This is a genomic window from Dyadobacter sp. OTU695 (assembly GCF_038440355.1).
Classification (GTDB): Bacteria; Bacteroidota; Bacteroidia; order Cytophagales; family Spirosomataceae; genus Dyadobacter.
On sequence record NZ_JASATN010000019.1, the window covers coordinates 94,388 to 116,504 of the forward strand.

At 49.0% G+C, this 22,117-nt stretch carries 20 protein-coding genes; 5 read left to right on the forward strand and 15 right to left on the reverse strand.

Annotated elements, in window-relative coordinates:
• Position 1: 1 nt before the first annotated feature.
• The 6 genes from AAHB90_RS26430 to AAHB90_RS26455 all read right to left on the reverse strand — a co-directional run bounded on the left by AAHB90_RS26430 (position 2) and on the right by AAHB90_RS26455 (position 6,833).
• Complete coding sequence (locus AAHB90_RS26430) at positions 2–1,699, reverse strand: hypothetical protein (protein ID WP_342088235.1); 1,698 nt, start codon at positions 1,697–1,699, stop codon at positions 2–4.
• Complete coding sequence (locus tag AAHB90_RS26435) at positions 1,686–3,119, reverse strand: DUF6056 family protein (protein ID WP_342088236.1); 1,434 nt, start codon at positions 3,117–3,119, stop codon at positions 1,686–1,688. Before AAHB90_RS26435 ends, AAHB90_RS26430 begins: the two co-directional genes overlap by 14 nt.
• A complete protein-coding gene (locus tag AAHB90_RS26440) occupies positions 3,112–4,062 on the reverse strand; it encodes a glycosyltransferase family 2 protein (RefSeq protein WP_342088237.1) in 951 nt (316 codons plus the stop codon). Before AAHB90_RS26440 ends, AAHB90_RS26435 begins: the two co-directional genes overlap by 8 nt.
• An 85-nt stretch (positions 4,063–4,147) precedes the next feature.
• Complete coding sequence (locus AAHB90_RS26445) at positions 4,148–5,071, reverse strand: DMT family transporter (protein ID WP_342088238.1); 924 nt, start codon at positions 5,069–5,071, stop codon at positions 4,148–4,150.
• 2 nt (positions 5,072–5,073) lie between these two features.
• On the reverse strand, positions 5,074–6,156 hold the full coding sequence (locus tag AAHB90_RS26450; RefSeq protein WP_342088239.1) for an LptF/LptG family permease: 1,083 nt from the start codon (positions 6,154–6,156) through the stop codon (positions 5,074–5,076).
• A gap of 14 nt (positions 6,157–6,170) precedes the next feature.
• A complete protein-coding gene (locus AAHB90_RS26455; RefSeq protein ID WP_342088240.1) occupies positions 6,171–6,833 on the reverse strand; it encodes a metal-dependent transcriptional regulator in 663 nt (220 codons plus the stop codon).
• A 153-nt stretch (positions 6,834–6,986) separates the two neighbouring features.
• Here AAHB90_RS26455 and AAHB90_RS26460 point away from each other — a divergent pair, with 153 nt between their 5' ends.
• From AAHB90_RS26460 to AAHB90_RS26475, 4 genes are all read left to right on the forward strand, one after another.
• Positions 6,987–8,336, forward strand: a complete 1,350-nt coding sequence (locus AAHB90_RS26460; protein ID WP_342088241.1) for an Nramp family divalent metal transporter — start codon at positions 6,987–6,989, stop codon at positions 8,334–8,336.
• A 77-nt stretch (positions 8,337–8,413) separates the two neighbouring features.
• Entirely contained in the window at positions 8,414–10,360 is a 1,947-nt protein-coding gene (locus tag AAHB90_RS26465) for a KUP/HAK/KT family potassium transporter (RefSeq protein ID WP_342088242.1), read from the forward strand.
• Between the two features lie 143 nt (positions 10,361–10,503).
• Positions 10,504–10,692, forward strand: a complete 189-nt coding sequence (locus AAHB90_RS26470; RefSeq protein WP_342088243.1) for a hypothetical protein — start codon at positions 10,504–10,506, stop codon at positions 10,690–10,692.
• 90 nt (positions 10,693–10,782) lie between these two features.
• The gene (locus tag AAHB90_RS26475) at positions 10,783–12,240 is read left to right on the forward strand and encodes an ATP-binding protein (protein ID WP_342088244.1); all 1,458 of its coding nucleotides are present in this window, start codon (positions 10,783–10,785) and stop codon (positions 12,238–12,240) included.
• On the opposite strand, the gene AAHB90_RS26480 is transcribed toward AAHB90_RS26475, so the two are convergent.
• From AAHB90_RS26480 to AAHB90_RS26515, 8 genes are all read right to left on the reverse strand, one after another.
• On the reverse strand, positions 12,241–12,759 hold the full coding sequence (locus AAHB90_RS26480; RefSeq protein WP_342088245.1) for a phosphoribosyltransferase family protein: 519 nt from the start codon (positions 12,757–12,759) through the stop codon (positions 12,241–12,243). It lies immediately after the preceding gene.
• Between the two features lie 60 nt (positions 12,760–12,819).
• Complete coding sequence (locus AAHB90_RS26485) at positions 12,820–13,524, reverse strand: glutamine amidotransferase-related protein (protein WP_342088246.1); 705 nt, start codon at positions 13,522–13,524, stop codon at positions 12,820–12,822.
• A 23-nt stretch (positions 13,525–13,547) separates the two neighbouring features.
• Positions 13,548–14,933 (reverse strand): aldehyde dehydrogenase family protein, encoded by a 1,386-nt coding sequence (locus AAHB90_RS26490; protein WP_342088247.1) that lies wholly within the window; start codon positions 14,931–14,933, stop codon positions 13,548–13,550.
• Between the two features lie 98 nt (positions 14,934–15,031).
• Complete coding sequence (locus AAHB90_RS26495) at positions 15,032–15,805, reverse strand: glucose 1-dehydrogenase (protein WP_342088248.1); 774 nt, start codon at positions 15,803–15,805, stop codon at positions 15,032–15,034.
• A 50-nt stretch (positions 15,806–15,855) separates the two neighbouring features.
• Positions 15,856–16,323 carry an IS200/IS605 family transposase gene (tnpA, locus tag AAHB90_RS26500; RefSeq protein ID WP_342088249.1) on the reverse strand — a complete coding sequence of 156 codons (468 nt, stop codon included), beginning with the start codon at positions 16,321–16,323 and terminating at the stop codon, positions 15,856–15,858.
• A gap of 367 nt (positions 16,324–16,690) precedes the next feature.
• Entirely contained in the window at positions 16,691–18,067 is a 1,377-nt protein-coding gene (locus tag AAHB90_RS26505; RefSeq protein ID WP_342088250.1) for a glutamine synthetase family protein, read from the reverse strand.
• Positions 18,068–18,095: 28 nt separating this feature from the next.
• Complete coding sequence (locus AAHB90_RS26510; protein WP_342088251.1) at positions 18,096–18,719, reverse strand: DUF4230 domain-containing protein; 624 nt, start codon at positions 18,717–18,719, stop codon at positions 18,096–18,098.
• Positions 18,720–18,722: 3 nt separating this feature from the next.
• Positions 18,723–19,736: a bile acid:sodium symporter family protein gene (locus AAHB90_RS26515; protein ID WP_342088252.1), complete on the reverse strand. Its 1,014-nt coding sequence runs from the start codon at positions 19,734–19,736 to the stop codon at positions 18,723–18,725.
• Between the two features lie 209 nt (positions 19,737–19,945).
• Between AAHB90_RS26515 and AAHB90_RS26520 the strand changes: the two genes are divergently transcribed.
• Complete coding sequence (locus tag AAHB90_RS26520; RefSeq protein WP_446717931.1) at positions 19,946–20,773, forward strand: glycoside hydrolase family 16 protein; 828 nt, start codon at positions 19,946–19,948, stop codon at positions 20,771–20,773.
• 35 nt (positions 20,774–20,808) lie between these two features.
• Here the strand turns inward: AAHB90_RS26520 and AAHB90_RS26525 are convergent, their stop codons facing one another.
• Positions 20,809–21,966 (reverse strand): PepSY-associated TM helix domain-containing protein, encoded by a 1,158-nt coding sequence (locus AAHB90_RS26525; protein WP_342088254.1) that lies wholly within the window; start codon positions 21,964–21,966, stop codon positions 20,809–20,811.
• Positions 21,967–22,117: the final 151 nt, after the last annotated feature.

The window sequence follows — 22,117 nt, forward strand, 5'->3', positions numbered from 1 at the left end:
TTTAAGGTATTGTCACTTTTCCAAGAACGCCACCTTTAAGACCGGCTCCTTCCACATTCACTATTCCCAGGTCGTAAGTGCCCGGGAGCAAGGAAGAATGCGGTATTACAATGTCAAAGCCTTTGTCGTATTGCTTAAAGAAATTGCGTCCGACGTACTTGTGCGGCTCCATTTTGAAGAAATACAGGCGCTGCGCATTCCGCACAAATGCATATTGCCCATGCGAGCGCGCGGGTGAAATTATTCCTTCCGGATCGTTCAAGTAAATGCCCTTTTCGCGGTGCTCAACGGTAACCTGCCGTTCCACGGGAAATGCGGTCGTAAGGGCGTTGACCTGTCGGCCCAACTCGTTTCCTTCCCTGGGATAGCTGTACACGCCCGTTTTGACGAGGGACTTCATCACATTATCGACGTACCGCGCTCCTTCCGAATAAGGCACATGGCCCAGACCGAAACCATTGTGCTCCTGGTTGTAGCCATTTACCATATAATATTTGCGACGCTCCGAAATAACCGGCAGATAGGTATAAATCGAAACTCCCCAGATTACCAGCGCTACCAACGCAACCACTTGCAAAGCCCGCTTCCGCAGGGTTTGGTTTTGGGTTGAAACAATAAAAGTTAAATAGGTGACTATGAGGAACAGGGCAGGGTAAATCTTGTAATTACTAACTATCATCACAAAAAATCCGAACCGGGGCCGCAAAAGCCCGATTACCAATGCTTCGACAAGCAAGAAACTCAGGATACCCAGCAAAAATGCGTTCAGATTATCGGTACGCTCCGGGCTGAGCGGAGCGGCATTGTTTCTGAATATGCCAAATGTTCGCGCCAACCACGGTGTAAATTGTCGCCAAAGCCAGATCACCACCCAGATCATGACCATGAAAGCCATCAGCACCGGCAGCGCCGACCGCACGACAATGCTCTTTTCAGGAAAGAAATCGAATAGCCCGCCCAGGAATGCAAAAAAGCCCAGCACCGACAAATGCGGATATTGGGCAAAAAACGCAAAACTCGACTCATTACCCTGCGCCGACATTCCGTAAAAGTAAAAGCCTACCGCCAATGCACCCACCACCACCCACGCAGCTAACTGCTTGTATTGCGACCGCAACAAAAGCACGGCAACACCCGCCGGCCATACAAATATCCCGCTACTCATCGCGTAAGTAGCGCACACGCCCGCGAGCAACGCTCCCGCGAAACGCTTTCCGGATAGCAAAAACATCGATAGCACCACGAAGAAAACCACCGGCTCATGCTGCCAGCCACATATTGCCCAAAGGAAGATCAGGTGGTATTGCAGTTGAAAAAGCAGAAACGGCACGGGCAGAAAGTACCAGACACTCAGATTCGACCGCCTGAAAGCCCGCCAGAAGACGGCCAATGTGCCAAACGTGAAAAGTGCCGCACCAATATGCAGGAAGGTAAAGTTGAGATGCCCGGTAATCCAGTAATAACCCAGTGTTGCCAGCTTACCAACCACCATCCGGTGCTCGTTGTTAGGCTGAAAAAGGAGTATAAGACGTTCCGGCAATGAGCCGCTCGTGATCCACTTATGCAGAAAATCCGGGAAGGGGTCAAAATCGTCGTACCAGGGCAGGTTTACCGAATAGTATAGAATCACCGCCGCCCACAACACCACAGGCACGGCCATTACCAGGAAGATCAGCGGCTTTTTATTACTGTTGTCCACCTTCAGTATCTTTCATGTAAATGGCTTCCTTGCCAAAATAGCCCGCCGTGCATTTGTTCCACCAGTGGTTGCGGTCGGTTTTGATGTCGTCGTCGAGGAAAATGGTCATCGGTTTGGACCGGATCGGCGGCAGGTACAATATACTTTCCTGTGAATTCTTGATCAAAGCATAGCGCTGGTACATTTCCTTGTCGAATGCCGCCGCCTTGCCTTTCAGCAGGTCCGCATACATTGTTTTAACATTGCTGCTGCGCAAAAACGACATGGCTACCGACACCAGCAGCACAGTGTAAACGATGCCATAGCGAATGGTGGTGAAATGCAGGAAAGTAACTTTCCTCTTTTTGAAATAGTGAAAAAACACCCCAATAAGATAGAACCACCCAATCAGGAAGAAGAAAAACACGCAGTTGATCACACGCGGCGTAGGCTCAATTCCCACACCATAATAAGAGGGGAACAGCTGCGCCGACAGCACGCCGATAAACAGCAACAGCGCATACCAGACCGGGATGGAAAAGTAATTTCGGGCGCCGTCGGAAAGCCGTGAAAGCACGAATACCCATGCCAGCGAAAAGAATATCAGCGGCGTACGGAATACCCAGTCGTAACCCAGACAGGCCAGTTTTTTAAATGACGAAACCACCGAGAACGGAACGTTACCTCCCAGCGGATTGCCGCCGATCCGCGCTGCATTGCCCGGGGATGAGAAATAGAAATAGCAGGAAGCCGCCGTCACCACCGCCATCGCTACCATAAAAGCATCGACCTTCCGGTTAAAGAGTACCCGGTAAGCAAGCCAGGCACCGACTAGCAGCACCATGATGAGCAGATTCGTCTCGCTACTTCCGATTACCGCGAATATCAGAAAACCAGATAGCGCACCTACAAACAGTTTCGCCGGCTGGGTATCCTGGCGGTACCAGCGCAGTACCAGCACGATCCAGAGCAATGTAAGGATATTCGGAACTGTGTAAGTGACAAACGCGGCCATCCAGTAAAATGCCTCGGAAATACTCATCATTTTGAGGATATACAGGAAAAAAACCACGCTGGCAAAGCCCAGATGCGCCAATCTTGACAAAGTGGGGGTCAAATGCCGGAACAGGCTGTACAATGCAAATACCATCCCGAGCAGCAATATGACGGGCAACACTTTAAAACCAGCAATCGAATGGAACAATAGCGGGCTTGAATGGTTGAGGAGAATGCCGAAATACCGGCCGGTCCAGGTGGTGTAATAAAGCTTCATGGCTTCGAACCAGCCTATTTTAAACACGGTATCTATATAACAGAAATCGTCCGCCGGCGACGGATGGTTGAAATACGAAAGCGCCAGCAGCGGCACCAGCACGGTCAGCATCAGGAGAATGTTGATCCAGTTGCCTACAACCCGGTATTTTCTATAAAATCTATTCATTGACAATTTTTTCTATGATATAGCGTGGACGGCCTTTTACTTCTTCATAAATCTTACCGATATATTCCCCGATCAGGCCTAACGCCATCATATTAAATCCGCTGAAAAATGTAAGCGGCAGCATAGTCGATGTCCAGCCCGGCACAGTGTGGCCAATCAGGAATGAAAAAAGAATATACACCACGATCAGCATTGCGATAAGGAAATTCGCAAACCCGAAATACAGCACCAGCCGCATCGGGAATGTCGAAAACGAGGTAATGCCGTTCCATGCGAAAAGCAGCATTTTGTTGAGCGGATATTTGGTTTCGCCGGCCTCGCGTTCAAGACGGCTGTAAAATACCTTTTCATTTTTAAAACCTATCAGCGGCACAATGCCGCGGAGGAACATATTTATCTCGCGGAAGTTACCGAGCTCTTTCAGTACACGCTGATCCATCAAACGGAAATCGGCATGGTTGAATACCACGGGAACGCCCATTTTTTGCATTAATACATAAAAACCTTCTGCCGTGAACCGCTTGAACCAGGTGTCGGAACTGCGGTCGCTGCGCACGCCGTATACGACCATAGCACCCTCACGATGCTTTTCGATCATGGCGGTAATGGCGTTGATATCGTCCTGAAGGTCGGCATCGATGGTGATAAAGCAGTCGAAATCGTTGACATGCTGTTCCAACCCGGCCATAATGGCGCTCTGGTGACCGAAATTTCTTGACAGCCCTACTCCGATGACATTTTGGTCTTTACTGCAAAGATCCTCGATGATCGACCAGGTCTTATCCCGGCTGCCGTCGTTTACAAGACAGATCCGGCTGTCCTCCGCGATGAGGCCCTGCTCCTTAATGCCGTTGTAGTAGGTGTTTAATTTAGCATACGTCCGGTACAAGATCGCCTCTTCATTGTAGCATGGTATCACTAAAAGTAAACGAGCTGGATTCATATGTCACCCTGTTGGTTGAATCGACAAAAATAGCAGTAATAAGTTAATAAGCTCCCCTTCATGCCCACCGGCTGACCAATATGACCTATTTACCGGTTTCAATTATCTTACGATTACGCTTCTTCAAGACGGTGCTCGTCAGCAGCGGATAAAGAAGTACCGCGAGCAGGATCAGCAAAGTACCCATGTAAAAGCCCTGGGTCATTCGCTCCTTCTCACCAAAAATAAAAAAGGCCAGCGCAATGCCGTAAACCGGTTCCAGATTGATTGTCAGGTTAATGAGATAGGCCGAGAACTGTTTCATCAGCTGCGTCGCCATCGTGCTCGCGTAGACGGTACACACGAATGCGAGGAACAATATCCAGATCCAGTCGCCCGCTACCGGGATAAACGGCGCGCCCCCGTTCCAGTTTTTATTTTCTGAAATGGCCAGAAAGAGCAGCGAAAACAATGTAGCGCCAACCATTTCATAGAAAGTGATCACCCAGGCATCGATCCGTTGCACGAGCCGGCTGTTTGCTACCGTGAATGTCGCTGCCAGCACTGCCGACGCTAATGCCAGCATAAGTCCCAGGGCATGATCAAATTCAAATCTGAACACGACATACAGGCCGGCAAACGCCAGAACACCCAACCCTACTTCGAGCGGACTGATCTTTCTTTTATTAACCAAAGGCTCCAAAAGGCTGGTCCAGAGCGAAGTCGTGGCCATTCCGGCCAGACAAACGGACGCCGTTGAAACCCGCGCCGATGCAAAAAACAGCATCCAGTGCGCTGAAAGCACAAAGCCAACGGCCAGCATTTTGATTAAATCACGGCCAGCTGCGGCAAAGCTTTTTTTAAATGAGATGATCACAACGCTCAGCCCGATCGCTGCGAAAAGGGTCCGGTACAAGACCAACGCCACAGGTGAAATCGTCACCATCAGCCCTACGATGGCCGTGAAGCCCCAGATCATCACCAGAAAATGTAAATGCAGGTAAGAGCGTACGGAAGAGGACGAAAGCATATTTACCGCGGTAATGTTTTATAAAGCAGCACCCCGATCAGTGAAAAGACAATATTCGGTAGCCACACCGCTAACAGGGTGTTGATCGTCCCGGCCTCCGCGACGCCTTTGGATAACAAAAAGAAGAGGATGTAAATAAATGCCAGCATAAAGCCCAGGGCAATTTGCCAGCCTACCCCACGTCGGCTTTTCCGCGCAGATACAATTACGCCGATCGCCGTCAGGATCAGGATCGCGAATGGCTGAGTAAAACGGATATATTTTTCGATCAGATAAACTTCCAGGCCATCGGCACCGCGGCTTTTCAGCAGTTCGATGTAGTCGTTCAGCTCTGGTAATGTAAAGGTTTCGAAGAGGTTGTAGTCACTTTCAAAATCTTTGGGAGAAAGGTTTATCGTCGTATCGATCTCGGTACCCCGGCTTAGCCGCTCGCCAAGGCTGTCCAACGTCCTTACCTGGTAGTTTTGCAAGGTCCATTTCTTCTTTTTAGGCTGCCAGACGATCTTTTCGGCGTAAAACTTTTGCAGCAGTTTCGTGCCCTTGATCGTCTCCATCGTGAATTTGTTCCCCGTCTGCGTCGTGGTATTGTAGCTTTCAAGGTAAGCGTACACATCGGGGGCGATGGTAATATGGACATTATGCCCGCTGAAATAAAACTCGTTTTTTACATAAGTTTTTTCAAAACCGTTACGGATCTTGTTGGCTTTGGGCAAAACCCAGCCTACCTGGATGAACGTCAGGATACCCAAAACGACCGCGCCGGCCATATAGGGCATCAGCATCCGCGTGAAACTGATCCCGCTGCTCAGCATTGCGATGATCTCCGTACGGGCCGCAATACGCGAGGTGAAGAACACCGTGGCGATGAATACCATCAGCGGACTGATATAATTGATCCAGTAAGGGATCAGATTAAGGTAATAATCGATGATGATTTCTTTGAGCGGCGCTTTTTTGTCGAGAAAGTCGTCGACCTTTTCCGTGTAATCGATCATACAGATGATCAGTACGATGACGAACGCCACGAACACATAGGTAATCAGGAAGTTTTTGATCAGGTAACGATCGAGGATTTTGAAGTTCATGGCTGGTTATGGTCTCATCGGCGCTGCACCAGGAGGTTTTTGGACACTTCGAGACTGATAAACAACGTAGGTCCGCCGTTAATCCGTACAGAGGCCGACTTGTCGTATTCATTAATTTCCTGCACTTCTATCACCGCTCCCAGCGTAATCCCCGACCTGTCAAGATGTTGCAGGAAAGAGGGTGCATGATCGAGCACACCCATCATTAACACTTTTTCACCAACCTGCACGTCGGTAAGAACCAGGTAATCCGGCTCGGTAAGGTTTCCCTTGGCATCAGGAATAGGGTCGCCGTGCGGATCGAACTTCGGATGCCCCAGGAAGGCATCGAGCTTTTCCACCAGCACTTCCGAGGGAATATGTTCCAGCTCCTCTGCGATATCGTGTACTTCGTCCCAGCCGAAGCCCAGCTTTTCAACCAGAAAAACCTCCCATAGGCGATGCTTGCGGATCACCTTGATCGCGACCTTCTCCCCGCTGTCCGTCAGGGTAACGCCCTGGTACTTTTTATAATGGATCAATCCCTTCTCGGCCAGCTTGCGCAGCATATCGGTCACCGACGCCGCACGCGTGGACGTGCTCTCAGCGAGCGCATTTGTGCTCACCTCAATCCCGTCGCGTCCGGAAAGTGCATGGATAATCTTTAAGTAATTTTCTTCTGTGAAGGAGTTCTGCATGGCGAGTAAGCCCCGGTTACCAATCTTAATATCCGGCAAAAGTACGATTTACTATCTGTAAATTAAAAAATTTAGACTAACCTAAAAATATATTAAGAATTTCCTTATATTTGTTTTCAGAGAACTAAATTGTTTATTTCGGAGACTAAGGAAATGATTGACGATTTAAAAATAGATAAGTCTTTGCAAGAGAAAGCACCGGACCGCAGTGAGCAGCTCCGCTCATTGTCAGAAGTTCACTCCTCTATTTCGGTACCGGAAGGCGTCGGTTTCTGGAAAAAATTGGCTGCATTCACAGGTCCCGGACTTATGGTTGCCGTCGGCTACATCGATCCGGGCAACTGGGCTACCGATATCGAAGGCGGCTCGCGATTTGGCTACACATTGCTTTCCGTAATCCTGATCTCGAACCTGTTTGCCATGCTTTTACAGCATTTATCGCTGAAATTGGGCATCGCCACCGGTCGCGACCTTGCGCAAGCCTGCCGCGACTACTACTCCCGCCCCGTTTCTTTTGTGCTGTGGGTGCTTTCTGAAATCGCCATCGCCGCCACCGACCTTGCCGAAGTGATCGGTTCCGCCATCGCATTGAACCTGCTTTTTGGTTTGCCGCTGCCCATTGGCGTGCTGTTCACGGCGTTCGATGTGCTGATCGTCCTGTATTTCCAACAAAAAGGTTTCCGCATTATTGAAAGTATCGTGGCCGGGCTTATGGGTATCATCCTGCTGAGTTTTGTGTATGAAATGATCGTCTCTCAGCCTTCTCTGGCCGGTATTATGGGCGGGCTGCTTCCTAAAAAGGAGATCGTAACCGACTCCGGAATGCTTTACATTGCCATTGGTATCCTTGGCGCCACCGTTATGCCCCATAACCTGTACCTGCATTCCAGCATCGTTCAGACCCGTAATTTCAAAAAAGATGAGCCGGGCAAACGTTCCGCGATCCGTTTCGCGACCATTGATTCCACCGTTTCCCTGGCGCTGGCGTTCTTTATCAACGGCTCTATCCTCATTCTTGCAGCATCCGCATTTCACGCCAACGGCCATTTCGAAATCGCCGATATTACCGACGCCTACCATCTGCTCGACCCGGTTTTGGGTGTGAGTCTGGCAGGCATATTTTTCGCGCTGGCATTGCTCGCATCCGGCCAGAGCTCCACGCTCACGGGTACGCTCGCAGGACAGATCGTTATGGAGGGCTTCCTCAACATCCGCCTGAAACCCTGGGCACGCCGGCTGCTCACCCGCGGCATCGCTATTATTCCGGCGCTGATCGTGTCGTATTTGTATGGAGAACGCGGCACGGCCGAACTGCTGGTTTTCAGCCAGGTGATCCTTTCCCTGCAATTGAGCTTTGCCGTCGTACCGCTCGTATTCTTCACTTCCAACAGCAAAATCATGGGGCGATTCACCAATTCGCGCTCGGTTACGTTGCTTAGCTGGGTGATCGCGGCTATTATTATCGGGCTGAATGGTTTTCTATTGTGGAGGACATTTGTCTGAGCTAAAAATATTAATGCCCGTACGGGAACGTTTTTCTCTACCGTTTCCTAACTTTCGCCGTTTTTCATAAAAGGTGGATGGAATCAAAACACAAAGTTGACAAGGTAACGGCAGCCGGATTACTGGTGGCGTTCGGCATTATATACGGTGATATCGGCACGTCGCCACTCTATGTAATGCAGGCGATTATCGGAAAAGAGATTATATCCGAGGAGATTGTCTATGGTGCGCTATCCTGCATATTCTGGACGCTCACCCTCCAAACGACTGTCAAATATGTTATATTGATTCTACGGGCCGATAACCGCGGCGAAGGAGGCATTTTCGCTTTGTACGCCTTAGTAAGAAAGCATGCCCGGTGGCTGACAGTTCCGGCAATTATCGGAGGAAGTACCCTCCTGGCCGACGGTATTATCACGCCCCCGATTTCCGTTGCGTCCGCTGTGGAAGGTTTGAAATTGTTGTATCCGAATATCCAGACCATTCCCATTGTAATCGGCATTCTGACAGCGATTTTCCTGATCCAGGCATTTGGAACGAAAATCGTCGGACGCACATTCGGGCCTCTCATGGTGACATGGTTCGTGATGCTTGGTGTTCTCGGGCTTTATCAGATTCTGGAACATCCGGGCATATTCAAAGCCTTCAATCCGCAATACGGATACCGCTTACTAACAGAGCATCCCGGCGGCTTTTGGATGCTTGGTGCAGTATTCCTGTGCACAACGGGAGCCGAGGCGCTTTACACCGACTTGGGGCACTGTGGTCGGGGAAATATCCGGGTAAGCTGGATATTCGTCAAGTCTTGCCTCATTCTCAATTATTTCGGCCAGGGAGCCTGGCTACTTTCCGAAACCGGCAATTTACTGGACGGGCGCAAGCCTTTCTATGAGATCATGCCCGAATGGTGGCTTTTGCCCGGTATCGTTATTGCGACTTCCGCTGCAATCATCGCGAGCCAGGCATTGATATCCGGATCATTTACATTGATTTCAGAAGCGATCAGACTCAACTTCTGGCCCAAAGTCCGACTTGTTTACCCCAGTGATCAAAAAGGCCAGCTGTATGTCCCAAGTATCAACTGGCTACTTCTGCTTGGATGTGTGACCGTAGTGTTGTACTTCAAAGAATCGGCCAATATGGAAGCTGCGTACGGGTTAGCAATAACCCTTACGATGATCATGACTACGATCCTGATGTCGTATTACCTGTATGTAAAAAGGGTCAATTTATGGATCGTCATCATGTTTATGCTGTTGTATCTTTCAATCGAGGGAGCATTTCTTGGCGCAAACCTGTTGAAATTTACCCACGGAGGCTGGTTTACGATCATGATAGGGACGTTGGTGGCAGGGCTCATGGCCGTGTGGCTCAAAGCATTCTATATCAAACTCAGGCTCACCGAATATACCAAGCTGGAAAAATACCTGCCCGCATTGCACGAGCTGAGCCGCGATATCAGTATTCCAAAATATACGACCCACCTCGTTTTCATGACCAATGCCTCCCGCGCCACGGAAATTGAAACCAAGGTCATTTACTCTATTTTCCAGAAACGCCCCAAACGCGCCGATGTGTACTGGTTTATTCACGTCGATATTACGGATGATCCTTACACAATGGAGTATAAGGTATTATCCGACGAAGACAACCATGACAATGTAATTAAAATCAACTTCCGCCTTGGTTTCCGGGTCGATCAGCGGATCAATATGTTCTTCCGGAAGGTGGTAGAGGATATGGTTTTGAATAAGGAAGTTGATATTACCAGCCGTTACGAATCACTTAGCAAACAGAACATTACCGGGGATTTCCGCTTTGTAGTACTGGAAAGGTTCCTTTCCTTCGAAAACGACCTTCCATTGCTCGAACAGCTTGTCATGAAGACTTATTTCTTCGTAAAAGATTTCACGACACCGGAAGACAAATGGTTCGGTCTTGACAGCAGTTCCGTTAAGATCGAGAAAGTCCCGCTCATTATCCGACCGGTTGAGAACATCAAACTGAGGCGTGTTTTCAGCTGATTCCCCCAATTAAAACCTTTGAAAGGACCGATACTGGCAGTAACATTGCCGGTATAGGTCCTTTTTCCGTTTCAAACCATTCCCTTTACTAATCCGATGAATTTTCTCCGGCGCATAGCCATTCCCGCGTTCGTAAAGATCCCGTGTATGCCGTGGAAGTGACATTGTTTTACAAAAACTTACGCGCGGGAGAACGTGGTCGAACAATGGAGCCTGATGAAAGCACTGAAAAAGGAGAAATTACTTTGAACAAATACGCTTCGGCAAACCTCTATTTCCCGGGTAAGGATTTCTATCTGACACATTACAATGGCACCTGGGAAGTGAAATAAGGTATAAAAAACTAGAATTTTTTCTTATATTTACAAATATGTCAATTTAATATAGATTGATCTACATTAAATTGACATATTTGTAAAGCTATGGCAAAAAGACTAAAACTTCAACCCATATCCGAAGAGCTGGTATTAAGCAGGCTTCGGTTCGAAAACCCGTGGTGGGTTTCGGGTAAAATTGATCCCGAATACCATGGTATGCAGCCCAGGCTTTACTTTGGGATGTTGCACCAACTGGTGAGTGAAGCCAATGTGAGAAGGGCAGTAGTTTTGATGGGTCCCAGAAGGGTTGGCAAGACCGTCATGATGCATCATAGCGTTCAGAAGTTGCTGGACGACGGTGTTAATCCTAAAAAAATTGCGTTTATCAGTATCGATAACCCCATCTATCTATACATGGGGCTCGAACAACTGTTTTCGCTTGTCCGTAAAGCAGTTGCCGACGAAAGCCTTGATCAGTGGTACTTGTTTTTTGATGAAATTCAATATTTGAAGGACTGGGAGATTCACCTGAAAGTAATGGTGGACAGTTATCCTCACACGAAAATCATTGTTTCAGGTTCTGCCGCCGCCGCGCTCCGGCTTAAAAGCAATGAAAGTGGTGCCGGTCGGTTCACCGAATTCATGCTGCCTCCTTTGACATTCCACGAATACATCCAGTTAAAGAAATTCGATCACCTGATCCGTCCCTCCTCCATTGCCTGGAACGGAAATATCAACAAATTTTTCACCAGCAGCCATTTGACGGAAGTCAATAAGCATTTCATCGACTACATCAATTTCGGCGGCTACCCGGAAGTGATATTTTCGGAGGCGATCCAGGCTAATCCCGGCCGGTACATCAAAAGCGATATTGTCGACAAAGTGCTGTTGCGTGACCTGCCCAGCCTTTATGGTATCCAGGACGTACAGGAACTCAATGCATTCTTTACCACCCTGGCCTATTACAGCGGGAATGAGGTGTCGCTGGATGTACTTTCCAAAAGCAGCGGTATCGATAAAAATCTATTGAAAAAGTATTTGGAATACCTCGAAGCCGCGTTCCTGGTTAGGGTTATTCACCGGGTTGACGATACCGCTAAAAAATTTCAGCGGGCCAACTTCTATAAGGTTTTCCTCACAAATCCTTCTCTTCGCAGCGCACTGTTCGCTCCGCTCGAAGCGACCGACGATCTTTTTGGAAGCATGGTGGAGACGGCTATCTTTTCGCAATGGATACACCGTTACTGGTTTACACCCTGGTATGCCCGCTGGATATCCGGCCGAACCCAGGGTGAAGTGGATATGATAGGTTTGGATAACAAATCCCTGAAACCCGCATGGGCCGTGGAGGTAAAATGGAGCAACAGGTATTATGAAAGGCCTGAAGAACTCAAAAGCCTGTTACACTTTTGCGAAAAGAACAACCTGAAATCCGCTCTTGTGACTACTATCGATAAGGAAGGGTCAATCGAAAAGAATGGTATTACACTCAATTTTGTCCCCTCCTCTATCTATGCGTATGTTGTGGGAGTAAACACGCTTGAAATTCGTGGAAAGTTGTAATCACTTCAAATAAACCCCCTCTTCCTCTGCCCTGCTTAAAACCACCTCCACATGCTCAGTCAGTGTGGTGCTCAATGAGTACCCTACATAATGGGCATGGATAGGAAATTTGTGGTGGCTGCGATCGACGATCACGGCTACCTGTACCTTCTTCATCGGAACTTTCAGGAATGGTTCCAATGCGAATGCAAGCGTACGGCCGGTATTGAGCACGTCGTCGGCAACGATCACAACCTGGTTTTCCACATTCAGCTCGCGGTCGAACAGGATCGGGCTTTGCTGATGGATATTCTTGTCGAAACGCAGTTCTATCAGCTGCACGTCTAACGGGGAGATTTCCGTTAGTTCGGCGGTAAGTCTCTTGGCAAAAGCAAATCCTTCCCCCGCGATACCGGCGATGATAATGCCCTTCTCCTCAAAATTCTGCTCATATATTTCAAAAGCGATCCGACGTATTTTCTGGCTCGTCTGGTGAGCACTCAAAATCTGACGCCTGGATACGGTGCTATTCTCGGTCATTGCGGGTATTTGTAAGTTAAAATCTTAGCTGCGGTAAAAATAGCAAACGGCAAGGCTACTTCATAGTGCAGCGAAGTTCTTTAACCAATTCACAAACGTCAGCTCATGCACCGGCAATTCCAGACTTACAATGCCCATTTCCACCTTCGCCTGCCCGATGCGTTCCGTGCGGATTTCCATCAGTGCTTTTTCATAAGGCTTGGGAAACTCGGGATGAGCCTGTATTCCAACCATATTTTCACCAACCCTGAACATCCCAACCGGACAGTCCTGCGTTTCAGCAAGAAGAGTGCTGTCCGGCGGCAATTCCATTACCTGGTCCTGGCACATCATCAGCAGATTGAAAGACTGCCGTCCGGGCACCATCCATTCTTCATAGCTCAATACCTGGAAGTTATGCACCCCAACACACCATTCGACGACCGATTTCTGTACCTTCCCGCCGAGCGCCTCGGCCAGCATTTGATGCCCGAAACAAACACCGATATATTTTTTACCCGAGTCCCGGATTTCCTTCACAAACTCCTTTAACCTCCCGATCCACGGCTCATCATCGTAAACCGAAAATTTGGAGCCAGTGCAAACGTACACTTCGCACTCATTGGCAGAAGCCGGGAAATGCCCGTTGCAAACATCATAAAATGTAAACTCCCAATCGGGTGCCACCTGCGAAAACAAAGCCGGAAACATCACCCGGTAATCTCCCGCGATGTGTACCAGTTCTTCCCGCACATGGTCGCATTCCAGCAAGCCGACTTTTGTCATACTTTTTACTTTTATCGAAAAGGTTACCCTATTTTCAAATGAAAAGACTTGGGCCGTGTCAATGCCTCGTATCCTACAACCGATAATGTACAACCCCGCCCGGAGTTCTTCACGCCCGTCCAGGCTAATGCCGGATCGAGGTAGTCGCAGCGGTTCATGAACCAGGTGCCGGTTTCTACCTGCTCCCCGATTTGCAATGCGGCATCTACGTCGGAAGTCCAAATGGAAGCCGTAAGGCCGTACTGGCTGTCATTCATCAACTGAATGGCCTCCTCGTCGCTTGAAACGGGCATGATGCCGACCACAGGAGCGAAGGTCTCCTCGGTCATGATCTCCATCGAATGGTTCACATTCACGAGCACCTGCGGCGCCAGGTAAGGCGTGCCCGACTGATGCGCCGGAAACAATGCAGGGTCAATTAATGCCAATGCACCTTGCGCAACCGCATCATCAATTTGCTTTTGCGCAAAGTTGGCCGCTGATGTTCGCACCATCGGCCCTAATGTCGTCTGGTGATTGCGCGGATCGCCGAGAACATATGTTTTCGTCAGTTCCTCAAAACCTTTGATAAACGCATCATAAATGTCCTGATGCACGTAAATACGCTCGATCCCGCAGCACGACTGCCCTGAATTGAAGAAAGATCCGTCGACCAGGTTCTCAACAGCGTCGGCCAGGTTCGCATCCGCCCGTACGTATGCGGGGTCTTTCCCCCCCAACTCTAACCCACCAATGATAAACCGCTCGTTAATAGCCTTTTGAACCGCATGTCCGCCCTCTACTGAACCGGTAAATGCCACATAGTCTACCCGGACGTCGCCGATCACCTGTGCCACCTGGTCGTGACTTAAATGCAAATATTGAAATACGCCATCGGGCAAACCTGCATATTCGAAAGCGGCTGCATAACGCTCCGCGCAAAGCGGTGTTTGCTGTGCATGCTTCAATATCACCGCATTACCCGACATAATAGCCGGTATTACGGAGTTGACGGACGTCAGATAGGGATAATTCCAAGGAGCTACCACGAACACTACGCCTAAAGGCTCTCTTTTTACAAATCTTTTAAAGCCCGGAATTTCATCCACCTCGACATCTGCAAGTGCCTTTTCTGCCACTGAGATCATGTAATTGGCCCGTTCCTGGAAACCACGGCGAATCTCATTGGCTGTGTAGCGGACCGGGCGCCCCATCTGCCAGGTGAGTTCCAGACCTATCTCATCCGCATTGTTCAGAAAATACTCCACAGCCTTCCGGCATATCGCCTCCCGTTCGGCCAGCGTTGTCTTTTTCCATTCTTTTTGGGCTGCTACCGCTTTTTCCAAAGCAATCTCCACCGCCTGAGCACTCGCCAGCTCACGCTCGACATACACCGAGCCGTCAATCGGGCTTATCGTTTTTTGAATCATTTTTTTAAAGGAGAAAAGGGAGGAAGGGAGGAAGGAGGAAGGGGAACCGGAATAGGAAACTCCATCCTCCCCTTCCTCCCTCCTCCCTTTCCTCCTATTTACAAAGGAGTTACATAAGCAGAAGTAATACCGCCATCGACCAGGAAGTCGGTGCCGGTTACGAAGGATGCTTCGTCCGAAGCGAGAAACAATGCGGCGTAGGCCATTTCCTTTGCTTCACCGAAACGGCCCATTGGAATATGTACCAGACGGCGTTGCTTTTTTTCCTCGGTATTCAAAAACTTCATCAGCAACTCCGTGCGCAGCGGTCCCGGGCATAATGCATTCACGCGGATGTTCTCGCGGGCGTGTATGACCGCAAGCTCGCGGGTGAGCGCAAGAACGGCTCCTTTGCTGGCAGTGTAAGCCACCTGCGGCGTGGCGGCCCCCAAAATAGCTACGAACGACGCCGTATTGATAATAGAACCTCCTCCGGCGCGCTGCAATGCCGGTATACCATATTTACATCCCAGAAAAACACCTTTTGCATTGATATTCATCGTGAGGTCCCAGATAGCCTCTTCGGTCGTAACGGCGTTATCGTCGTCGCTGTGCATGATCCCCGCGTTGTTGAAAAGGATATTCAGCTTGCCGAATTTCTCTTCCGCAAATGCAACAGCCGCCTCGCAATCGGCCGCTTTGGACACATCCGAATGCAGAAAATAAGCTTCGCCACCATTCGCAACGATCTCGTCGGCTGTTTCCTGACCGCCAGCATCGTTCACATCTGTTACGACAATTTTAGCTCCTTCTTTGGCAAACAGAATAGCGGTTTCCCGGCCAATACCGCCGCTCCCTCCTGTAATAAGCGCGACTTTGTTTTCTAAGCGCATGGGGTTGTGATGTTATGGTTTAATAAATAGTAATTGAGTCTCTTTTCACTTCAATCCTCGTCAAAGAATTCAAACAAATACTTTTCTTCGAACGGCACTTCGAATTGCTGCAACATATCCCGGTATTCTTCCGCAAATGAGTGCTTTCGATGGTGCTCCTCCTGACCGTGAATATACCGCACGACACGATCTATATCCGATCGGGAATATGAAAAAGCACCATAGCCCTCCTGCCACCCAAATTTATGGTTTGTCCACCTCTTTTGATTGACAAATTCATTGCTTTCATTCTTTACTTCCTTTATAAAGTCAGAAATGGACAACGCCGGCTTGAATCCCACGAAAATATGCGTGTGATCCGGCATGCAATGGATTGCGAGCATCTTCGCATTTCTGTTTTGTACCAGGCCGGTTATATACCGATGTAATTCTTCCTTGTGGTATTTCGGTATCAGGCATTGACGATGTTTAACACTAAAAACAAATTGAAGATAGATCTGCGAATAAGTGTTAGCCATAATTGTTTACATTATAGTGCGTAAATGATAAAATAATTTTGTGTATCGAAGCCTCTGCGGCCGAACTTCTTTGCAACAATTCTACAAACAGGAGGCTGCTACGCAGCCCGACATATTGCAAAACGTCATTTCCTACAAACAGGTGGCTACTCCGTAGCCCGCTATATTGCAAACCGACTTTTTCTACAAACAGGTGGCTACTCCGTAGCCCATATTTCAAACTCACATTTCCTACAAACAGGTGGTTGCTCGACAACCGAACGTTTCGCATTGCTGCCTCGGAGAGGCATCCTGTTTGTAGCATCCATTAGTGCACCACGCCGTTTTGGGCTCCGGAGGAGCCTCCTGCACCCCAAAACGCCCCCAATCAAATCTGTTCAAAATACCGCTTCCGTTCCCAATCCGTCACCGAGGTGTCATACGCGCGCTGCTCGGTTTTGAAAAAATGGGTGTAATGTTCCACCACCTCCGTGCCGAATGCCTCTTTGGCAAATGCGTTGTTCTCAAACAATACAATGGACTCAGCGAGCGTATATGGTACCCGCGGCAAATGCGCGGCCGCGTAAATGTCGCCGATGAAGCATTCCGGCGGTTCGATACGGTTTTTGATGCCGTCAAGGCCGGAGGCGATGGATGCGGCGAAGGCCAGGTAGGGATTGCAGTCGGCACCGGGAATGCGGCATTCGATCCGCAGGCTTGGGCCGCTGCCTACTACCCGGAAACCGGCCGTACGGTTGTCATAACTCCACGCGAGGCGCGTAGGCGCCCAGGAGCCGTCGACGAAACGCTTGTAGGAATTAACCGTCGGGGCGTAGAACGGCATTACATCCGGTACGTGCTTGATCCAACCGCCCAGGAACCAGCGGAAAATGTCCGAGCCTTTTACAGGACCAAACTGCTGGTCGCCATCGAAGATATTCTTGCCGTTTTTCCACAAACTCATATGAATATGACTGCTCGAACCCGCCTGATCTGTTGCGAACTTGGCCATGAACGTAACCGAAAGGCCCATGGCATCGGCTACCTCTTTCAGGCATTGCTTATAAACAATGTGGTTGTCGGCCATTGAGAGCACGTCAGCGTATTTCACATTCAGCTCGTGCTGCCCCAGGCCCCATTCCCCCTTCGAGGTCTCGACAGCTATACCTGAATTTTTCAAATGCCTGCGCGCAGCAGCGGTAAATTTTTCGTTCCGCGTGCCCTGCATGATGTGATAGTCTTCGAGGTAATATCCCGCCGGGCTCAGATTCTGGTAATTTTGCTGAAATGCCTGTTTATAGCTGTTTTCAAGGAGATAGTATTCCAGTTCGGAGGCGGCGAAGCATTCGAGGCCGTCGCCCGAAAGCGCGTCCAGTTGCTTTTTCAGAACGGATCTGGGGGCTATGGATTCCAGCCGGTGCGATTTGTCGTTATGCACATCGCAAATGACAAGCGCAGTCTTTTCGAGCCAGTCGGCCACCCTCAATGTGGATAAATCCGGTACCATGTGGAAATCGCCATAGCCGAGCTCCCAGTTGGCATATTGGTAGCCCGATACCGGGTCCATGGTCATGTCGGTCGTGAGCAAATAGTTACAGCCGTGCGTCCCCGACTTGGAAACCGAATCAAGAAAAAAATCGGCGTCGACGCGCTTGCCCATCAGGCGACCGTAATGGTCGGTAAATGCAACAACAATTGTTTCGATCTCCCCTCCCTCCATCTTGCCCGAAAGTTCATCCAGCGTCAGAAATCCTTTTTTACTCATCAGAAAGGGTTGGTTTAGCACATTGATTTTATCGCAACTTGTCTATTTTGGCATTCATTGGAAATTTGAGCACCACCTTTTTGCCCGAAGCTTTTTCGAGTATGGGCGTCAATATTTTGCAGGCATTTTCCTTCGTTTGTTCCAGTATCCCCATATCGAGGGCCGATTTCTGGATTTGCTTTTCGGCTTGTTTATAAGCCTCCTGCACCAGCTTCGCCTCATCGGTAAATGCGTATTCCGTATTATAAACTTTTGATTTACTGTGATCTATTTTAAAAACACAAAGTTCCGGCTCCGGCATATTGATCACGAGCGTTTCGGCATCCGAGGTAATGTCCTCCATCGATAGCTTTGCCAGATCAACACAGCCGATGGCTTCGCCCTGAACAATCAGGATTGCTTTGGCATTGGGCAACCACATTTTCACAATTTCCTGCTCCACCACATCCTTGAAATTGTACTTCACAACTTCCAGTTTGCCCATCGAGCTGATTTCCTGTAAAACCACAGTATGCATTGTCTCGACTTTATCTTCGCCCCCGAGCCATTCCGGGAGCCAGGAGCCGGTCCGGAAACCCGACCACAATGCATTGATCCCCGCCAAAAGTAAAACCAGCACTAGAAGCCGCACCAACCACGATATCAGACGCATACATCATTTTTTAAGTATAAAATCCTCCGCCACTTCCGCTTCCCGCGCCATCCGCTGCGCAATGATGCTCGCCGTAATCAGTTGCAATGCGTGATAGAGCATGATCGGCAAAAGCATTAAACCAGCCTCTGGCCCCGCAAACAGGACTTTCGACATAACTGCGCCTTGTACCAGCGATTTTTTGGAACCACAAAATACCGCGGTAACCTTATCCTGTCGGTTGAAATGCAGCAAGCCGCTGATGAACGTCAGCAGGAAATAGATCCCGAAAAACAACGCGAGCATTCCTATCCCTAAAAATACAATTTCTTTTATTCCAAGCGAATCGAACAGATGCTCGCCGAACGATTCACAAAAAGAAGTGTAAACGATCAGCAGAATCGACGACTGATCGAAGTAGCGAATGTATTTTTTATAGCGCTCCGCGAAATGGCCCCAGCGACTGTTGAGGACTATTCCGGCAAATACCGGAAGTAGTACTTGCATTGCCAACTTTCCGACTACCGACAGGAGATCAAAATGTCCGGTACCAGAGTCCAGTACGAGGCCCATCCACAAGGGGGTGATAAAAACGCCGATCAGGCTCGAAATGCTGGCATTGAATATCGCTGCCGGTATATTGCCCCGTGCGATGGACACCATGACCACCGACGACGATACCGTCGAGGGCAGGACGGTAAGAAAGAAAATTGCGAGCCACATCGTCTGCCCTTCTTCTCCCTGAAAAAACGACCGGAATGCCAGTGCGAGCACGGGAAAAAGTACAAAAGTCGATAAATGCACCATCAAATGCAGCCGCCAGTTAACAAGCCCTGCTTTCAGTTTTTCGGGGCTCAGGCGGAGGCCGTAAAAGAAAAATATGACCGAAACAGCATAGGTAGAAACGGTGGAAAGGTGCAATGGGCTGTCCTGCATTCCCGGTGCGGGCCACAGCCAGGCGAGCAGGATCATGCTGAGCAATGCAAGCATAAAACCGTCCAGACCGGCTTTTTTGGCAACATCAATGAATTTACGCATATCAAAAATCAACACCAGCCGGCAGAAGCGACGGCAAACTGTTGTTTACAAGAAAAAGGAAAACTGTTAGAAATAAAACCCGGCACAATGATTTATAGTGTCAATTCCTTTCAAATTGCTATTTCGGGTAAATGAGCGGCCGGTACCACTTTCCTCCATAAACGACCAATCAAGACTACCGAATTCCCAACAGACTATAATGACTACCCATGACAACTCCTGACAAATTACTGCTAACGTTCATCCTCACGATTATGAGCCTTCTCCCCGCCGCGGCACAATACAAGCTGGTATGGGCCGACGAATTCGATTACGACGGCGCTCCCGACCCGAATGTATGGCAGCCCGAAAAAGGTTTTACAAGAAACCATGAAGACCAATGGTACCAGGGCGAGAATGCCTATTGCAAAGGCGGTTACCTGATTATCGAAGCAAAAAAAGAGCGCGTCAAAAACCCGAATTACAAACCCGGCAGCGGAAACTGGAAAGAAAGCCGCGAGTATGCAGAGTACACCTCGGCCAGCATGATCACCCGGGGCAAAAAGAGTTTTCAATACGGTCGCTTCGAAATGCGGGCCAAAATCGATACACGTTCAGGCATTTGGCCGGCGTTCTGGACGCTGGGTGAAAAGGGTGAATGGCCGGATAACGGTGAAATCGACATTATGGAATTTTACAGGGGAATGCTGCTGGCAAACCTGGCCTGGGGCTCTAATGAGCGTTACAAACCCATTTGGAATACCAATAAAAAGCAGATAAGCAGTTTTAACGACCCGGACTGGTCGTCGAAATTCCACGTCTGGCGGATGGATTGGGACGAAAATGCCATCAAAATCTATGTAGACGACATACTGATGGCTTCGCAGGATCAGGCAAAAGCCATTAATGCTAAAAACAAGGACATCACTCCCTTCAAGCAACCGCATTACATTTTGCTGGGCATGGCACTGGGGGGCGACAATGGCGGAGATTTATCCCAAACAGACTTCCCAGCCCGTTTTGAGGTGGATTATGTGAGGATCTACCAAAAACAATAATAATGCACCCGGCGCGCCCTATCAGATTGCCGGCTTCATTGCGGGGTCGCCCAGACAGGAATGCTCTTTCTCACTTTTTTAGGAGCCTTTTTTCGCCTGCCCCACCAGATCACAAAACCGGTAACGGGCAATGAAGCGCAAATCAGGCTGGCGAAGAATACGAGTATTTTTCCAGGTAAGCCCAGGATCGCGCCGGTATGGATGTCATAGTTCATCCTGCGCAGGGTCTGGGCGAAGTTTGCCTCGCTGTACTTGCCCGAATACGGCCCTGTTGCGTTGATCTTTTTGACCGAATACTGGTCAAAATAATGGTAGTCGACGTTATAGTAAGTGCCTTCGCGGAAGTTCACGTACGAGAAAATCGACTCAGCTTTCTCGGTTGGAAAAGAAATATTGAGGGTCGAATATTTGGGGTACTCCTTTTGTAATTGCAGCCAGGCCTTGTCCACAGCCTGCATCGGGCCTGTTACTTTCGCAGTTGCCAGGGTGTCGGAAGCCGGATTATAGTACACATCTGAACCTTGCCCGCCGGTAGCCGTGTAAACTCCCTGCGAAAACCATTGGAAACCCCAAACCAGGCCTGTTAATGCCAGGATCACACCGATTGACATGATATAGAATCCCAATACATTATGCAAATCGTAGTTCTTCCGTCGCCAGGCAGCATTCCATTTGATCGAAAAGCGCTGTTTGGCAGCAGATTTGTTTTTAGGCCACCAAAGCACCATTCCGCTGATCATCATGAAAAAGAAAACCAGCGTCGCCGAAGCCACTACGGTCTGACCGTACTTTTCGGGTAGCCAGAGGTAGTAATGTCCATGGAGGATGAAATGGAAGAAATCGTCGTCCTCATTCCAGACGTGCTCTAACTTTCCGGTGTATTGATTGATGTAGGCGACGTAATAGTATTCAGGATCGAGATTGTAAAAACCGACCTGCGCATTGCGGTCGGGCGTGTCGTAAAGCACACCTTTTGCCACTTTGCCGGGGAGCGCCTTTTTCGCTATCTCCGCCAGTTCCGAAGGAGGCAGCACTTTGCCGCCAACCGGACCTTTTACGAACATGTATGGTTGTGTAATAGTCTTAATCTCCTGCTCAAATGCCAGGATACACCCCGTGATGGAAATGATGAACACCATGATTCCTGAGATGAGCCCCAGGTACAGATGCAGTTTTCCAATCAGTTTTTTCATCGATCGCCCGAATTTTATCTTATTTAGACTCAATTAAGACTACGAAGATAAGGTGAACGATGGGAACTACCAAAAAGGGAAGAAGGGAGGAAAAGGGAATGTCATGCTGAGCGAAGTCGAAGCACTTGTTACAATCCACCGTATGAACTGT

Coding starts and splice junctions, on each gene's coding strand:
- AAHB90_RS26435 (WP_342088236.1), bottom strand. CDS start 3,119: ATGAATAGATTTTATAGAAAATACCGGGTTGTAGGCAACTGGATCAAC.
- AAHB90_RS26440 (WP_342088237.1), bottom strand. CDS start 4,062: ATGAATCCAGCTCGTTTACTTTTAGTGATACCATGCTACAATGAAGAG.
- AAHB90_RS26445 (WP_342088238.1), bottom strand. CDS start 5,071: ATGCTTTCGTCCTCTTCCGTACGCTCTTACCTGCATTTACATTTTCTG.
- AAHB90_RS26450 (WP_342088239.1), bottom strand. CDS start 6,156: ATGAACTTCAAAATCCTCGATCGTTACCTGATCAAAAACTTCCTGATT.
- AAHB90_RS26455 (WP_342088240.1), bottom strand. CDS start 6,833: ATGCAGAACTCCTTCACAGAAGAAAATTACTTAAAGATTATCCATGCA.
- AAHB90_RS26460 (WP_342088241.1), top strand. CDS start 6,987: ATGATTGACGATTTAAAAATAGATAAGTCTTTGCAAGAGAAAGCACCG.
- AAHB90_RS26465 (WP_342088242.1), top strand. CDS start 8,414: ATGGAATCAAAACACAAAGTTGACAAGGTAACGGCAGCCGGATTACTG.
- AAHB90_RS26475 (WP_342088244.1), top strand. CDS start 10,783: ATGGCAAAAAGACTAAAACTTCAACCCATATCCGAAGAGCTGGTATTA.
- AAHB90_RS26480 (WP_342088245.1), bottom strand. CDS start 12,759: ATGACCGAGAATAGCACCGTATCCAGGCGTCAGATTTTGAGTGCTCAC.
- AAHB90_RS26485 (WP_342088246.1), bottom strand. CDS start 13,524: ATGACAAAAGTCGGCTTGCTGGAATGCGACCATGTGCGGGAAGAACTG.
- AAHB90_RS26490 (WP_342088247.1), bottom strand. CDS start 14,933: ATGATTCAAAAAACGATAAGCCCGATTGACGGCTCGGTGTATGTCGAG.
- AAHB90_RS26495 (WP_342088248.1), bottom strand. CDS start 15,805: ATGCGCTTAGAAAACAAAGTCGCGCTTATTACAGGAGGGAGCGGCGGT.
- tnpA (WP_342088249.1), bottom strand. CDS start 16,323: ATGGCTAACACTTATTCGCAGATCTATCTTCAATTTGTTTTTAGTGTT.
- AAHB90_RS26505 (WP_342088250.1), bottom strand. CDS start 18,067: ATGAGTAAAAAAGGATTTCTGACGCTGGATGAACTTTCGGGCAAGATG.
- AAHB90_RS26510 (WP_342088251.1), bottom strand. CDS start 18,719: ATGCGTCTGATATCGTGGTTGGTGCGGCTTCTAGTGCTGGTTTTACTT.
- AAHB90_RS26515 (WP_342088252.1), bottom strand. CDS start 19,736: ATGCGTAAATTCATTGATGTTGCCAAAAAAGCCGGTCTGGACGGTTTT.
- AAHB90_RS26520 (WP_446717931.1), top strand. CDS start 19,946: ATGACAACTCCTGACAAATTACTGCTAACGTTCATCCTCACGATTATG.
- AAHB90_RS26525 (WP_342088254.1), bottom strand. CDS start 21,966: ATGAAAAAACTGATTGGAAAACTGCATCTGTACCTGGGGCTCATCTCA.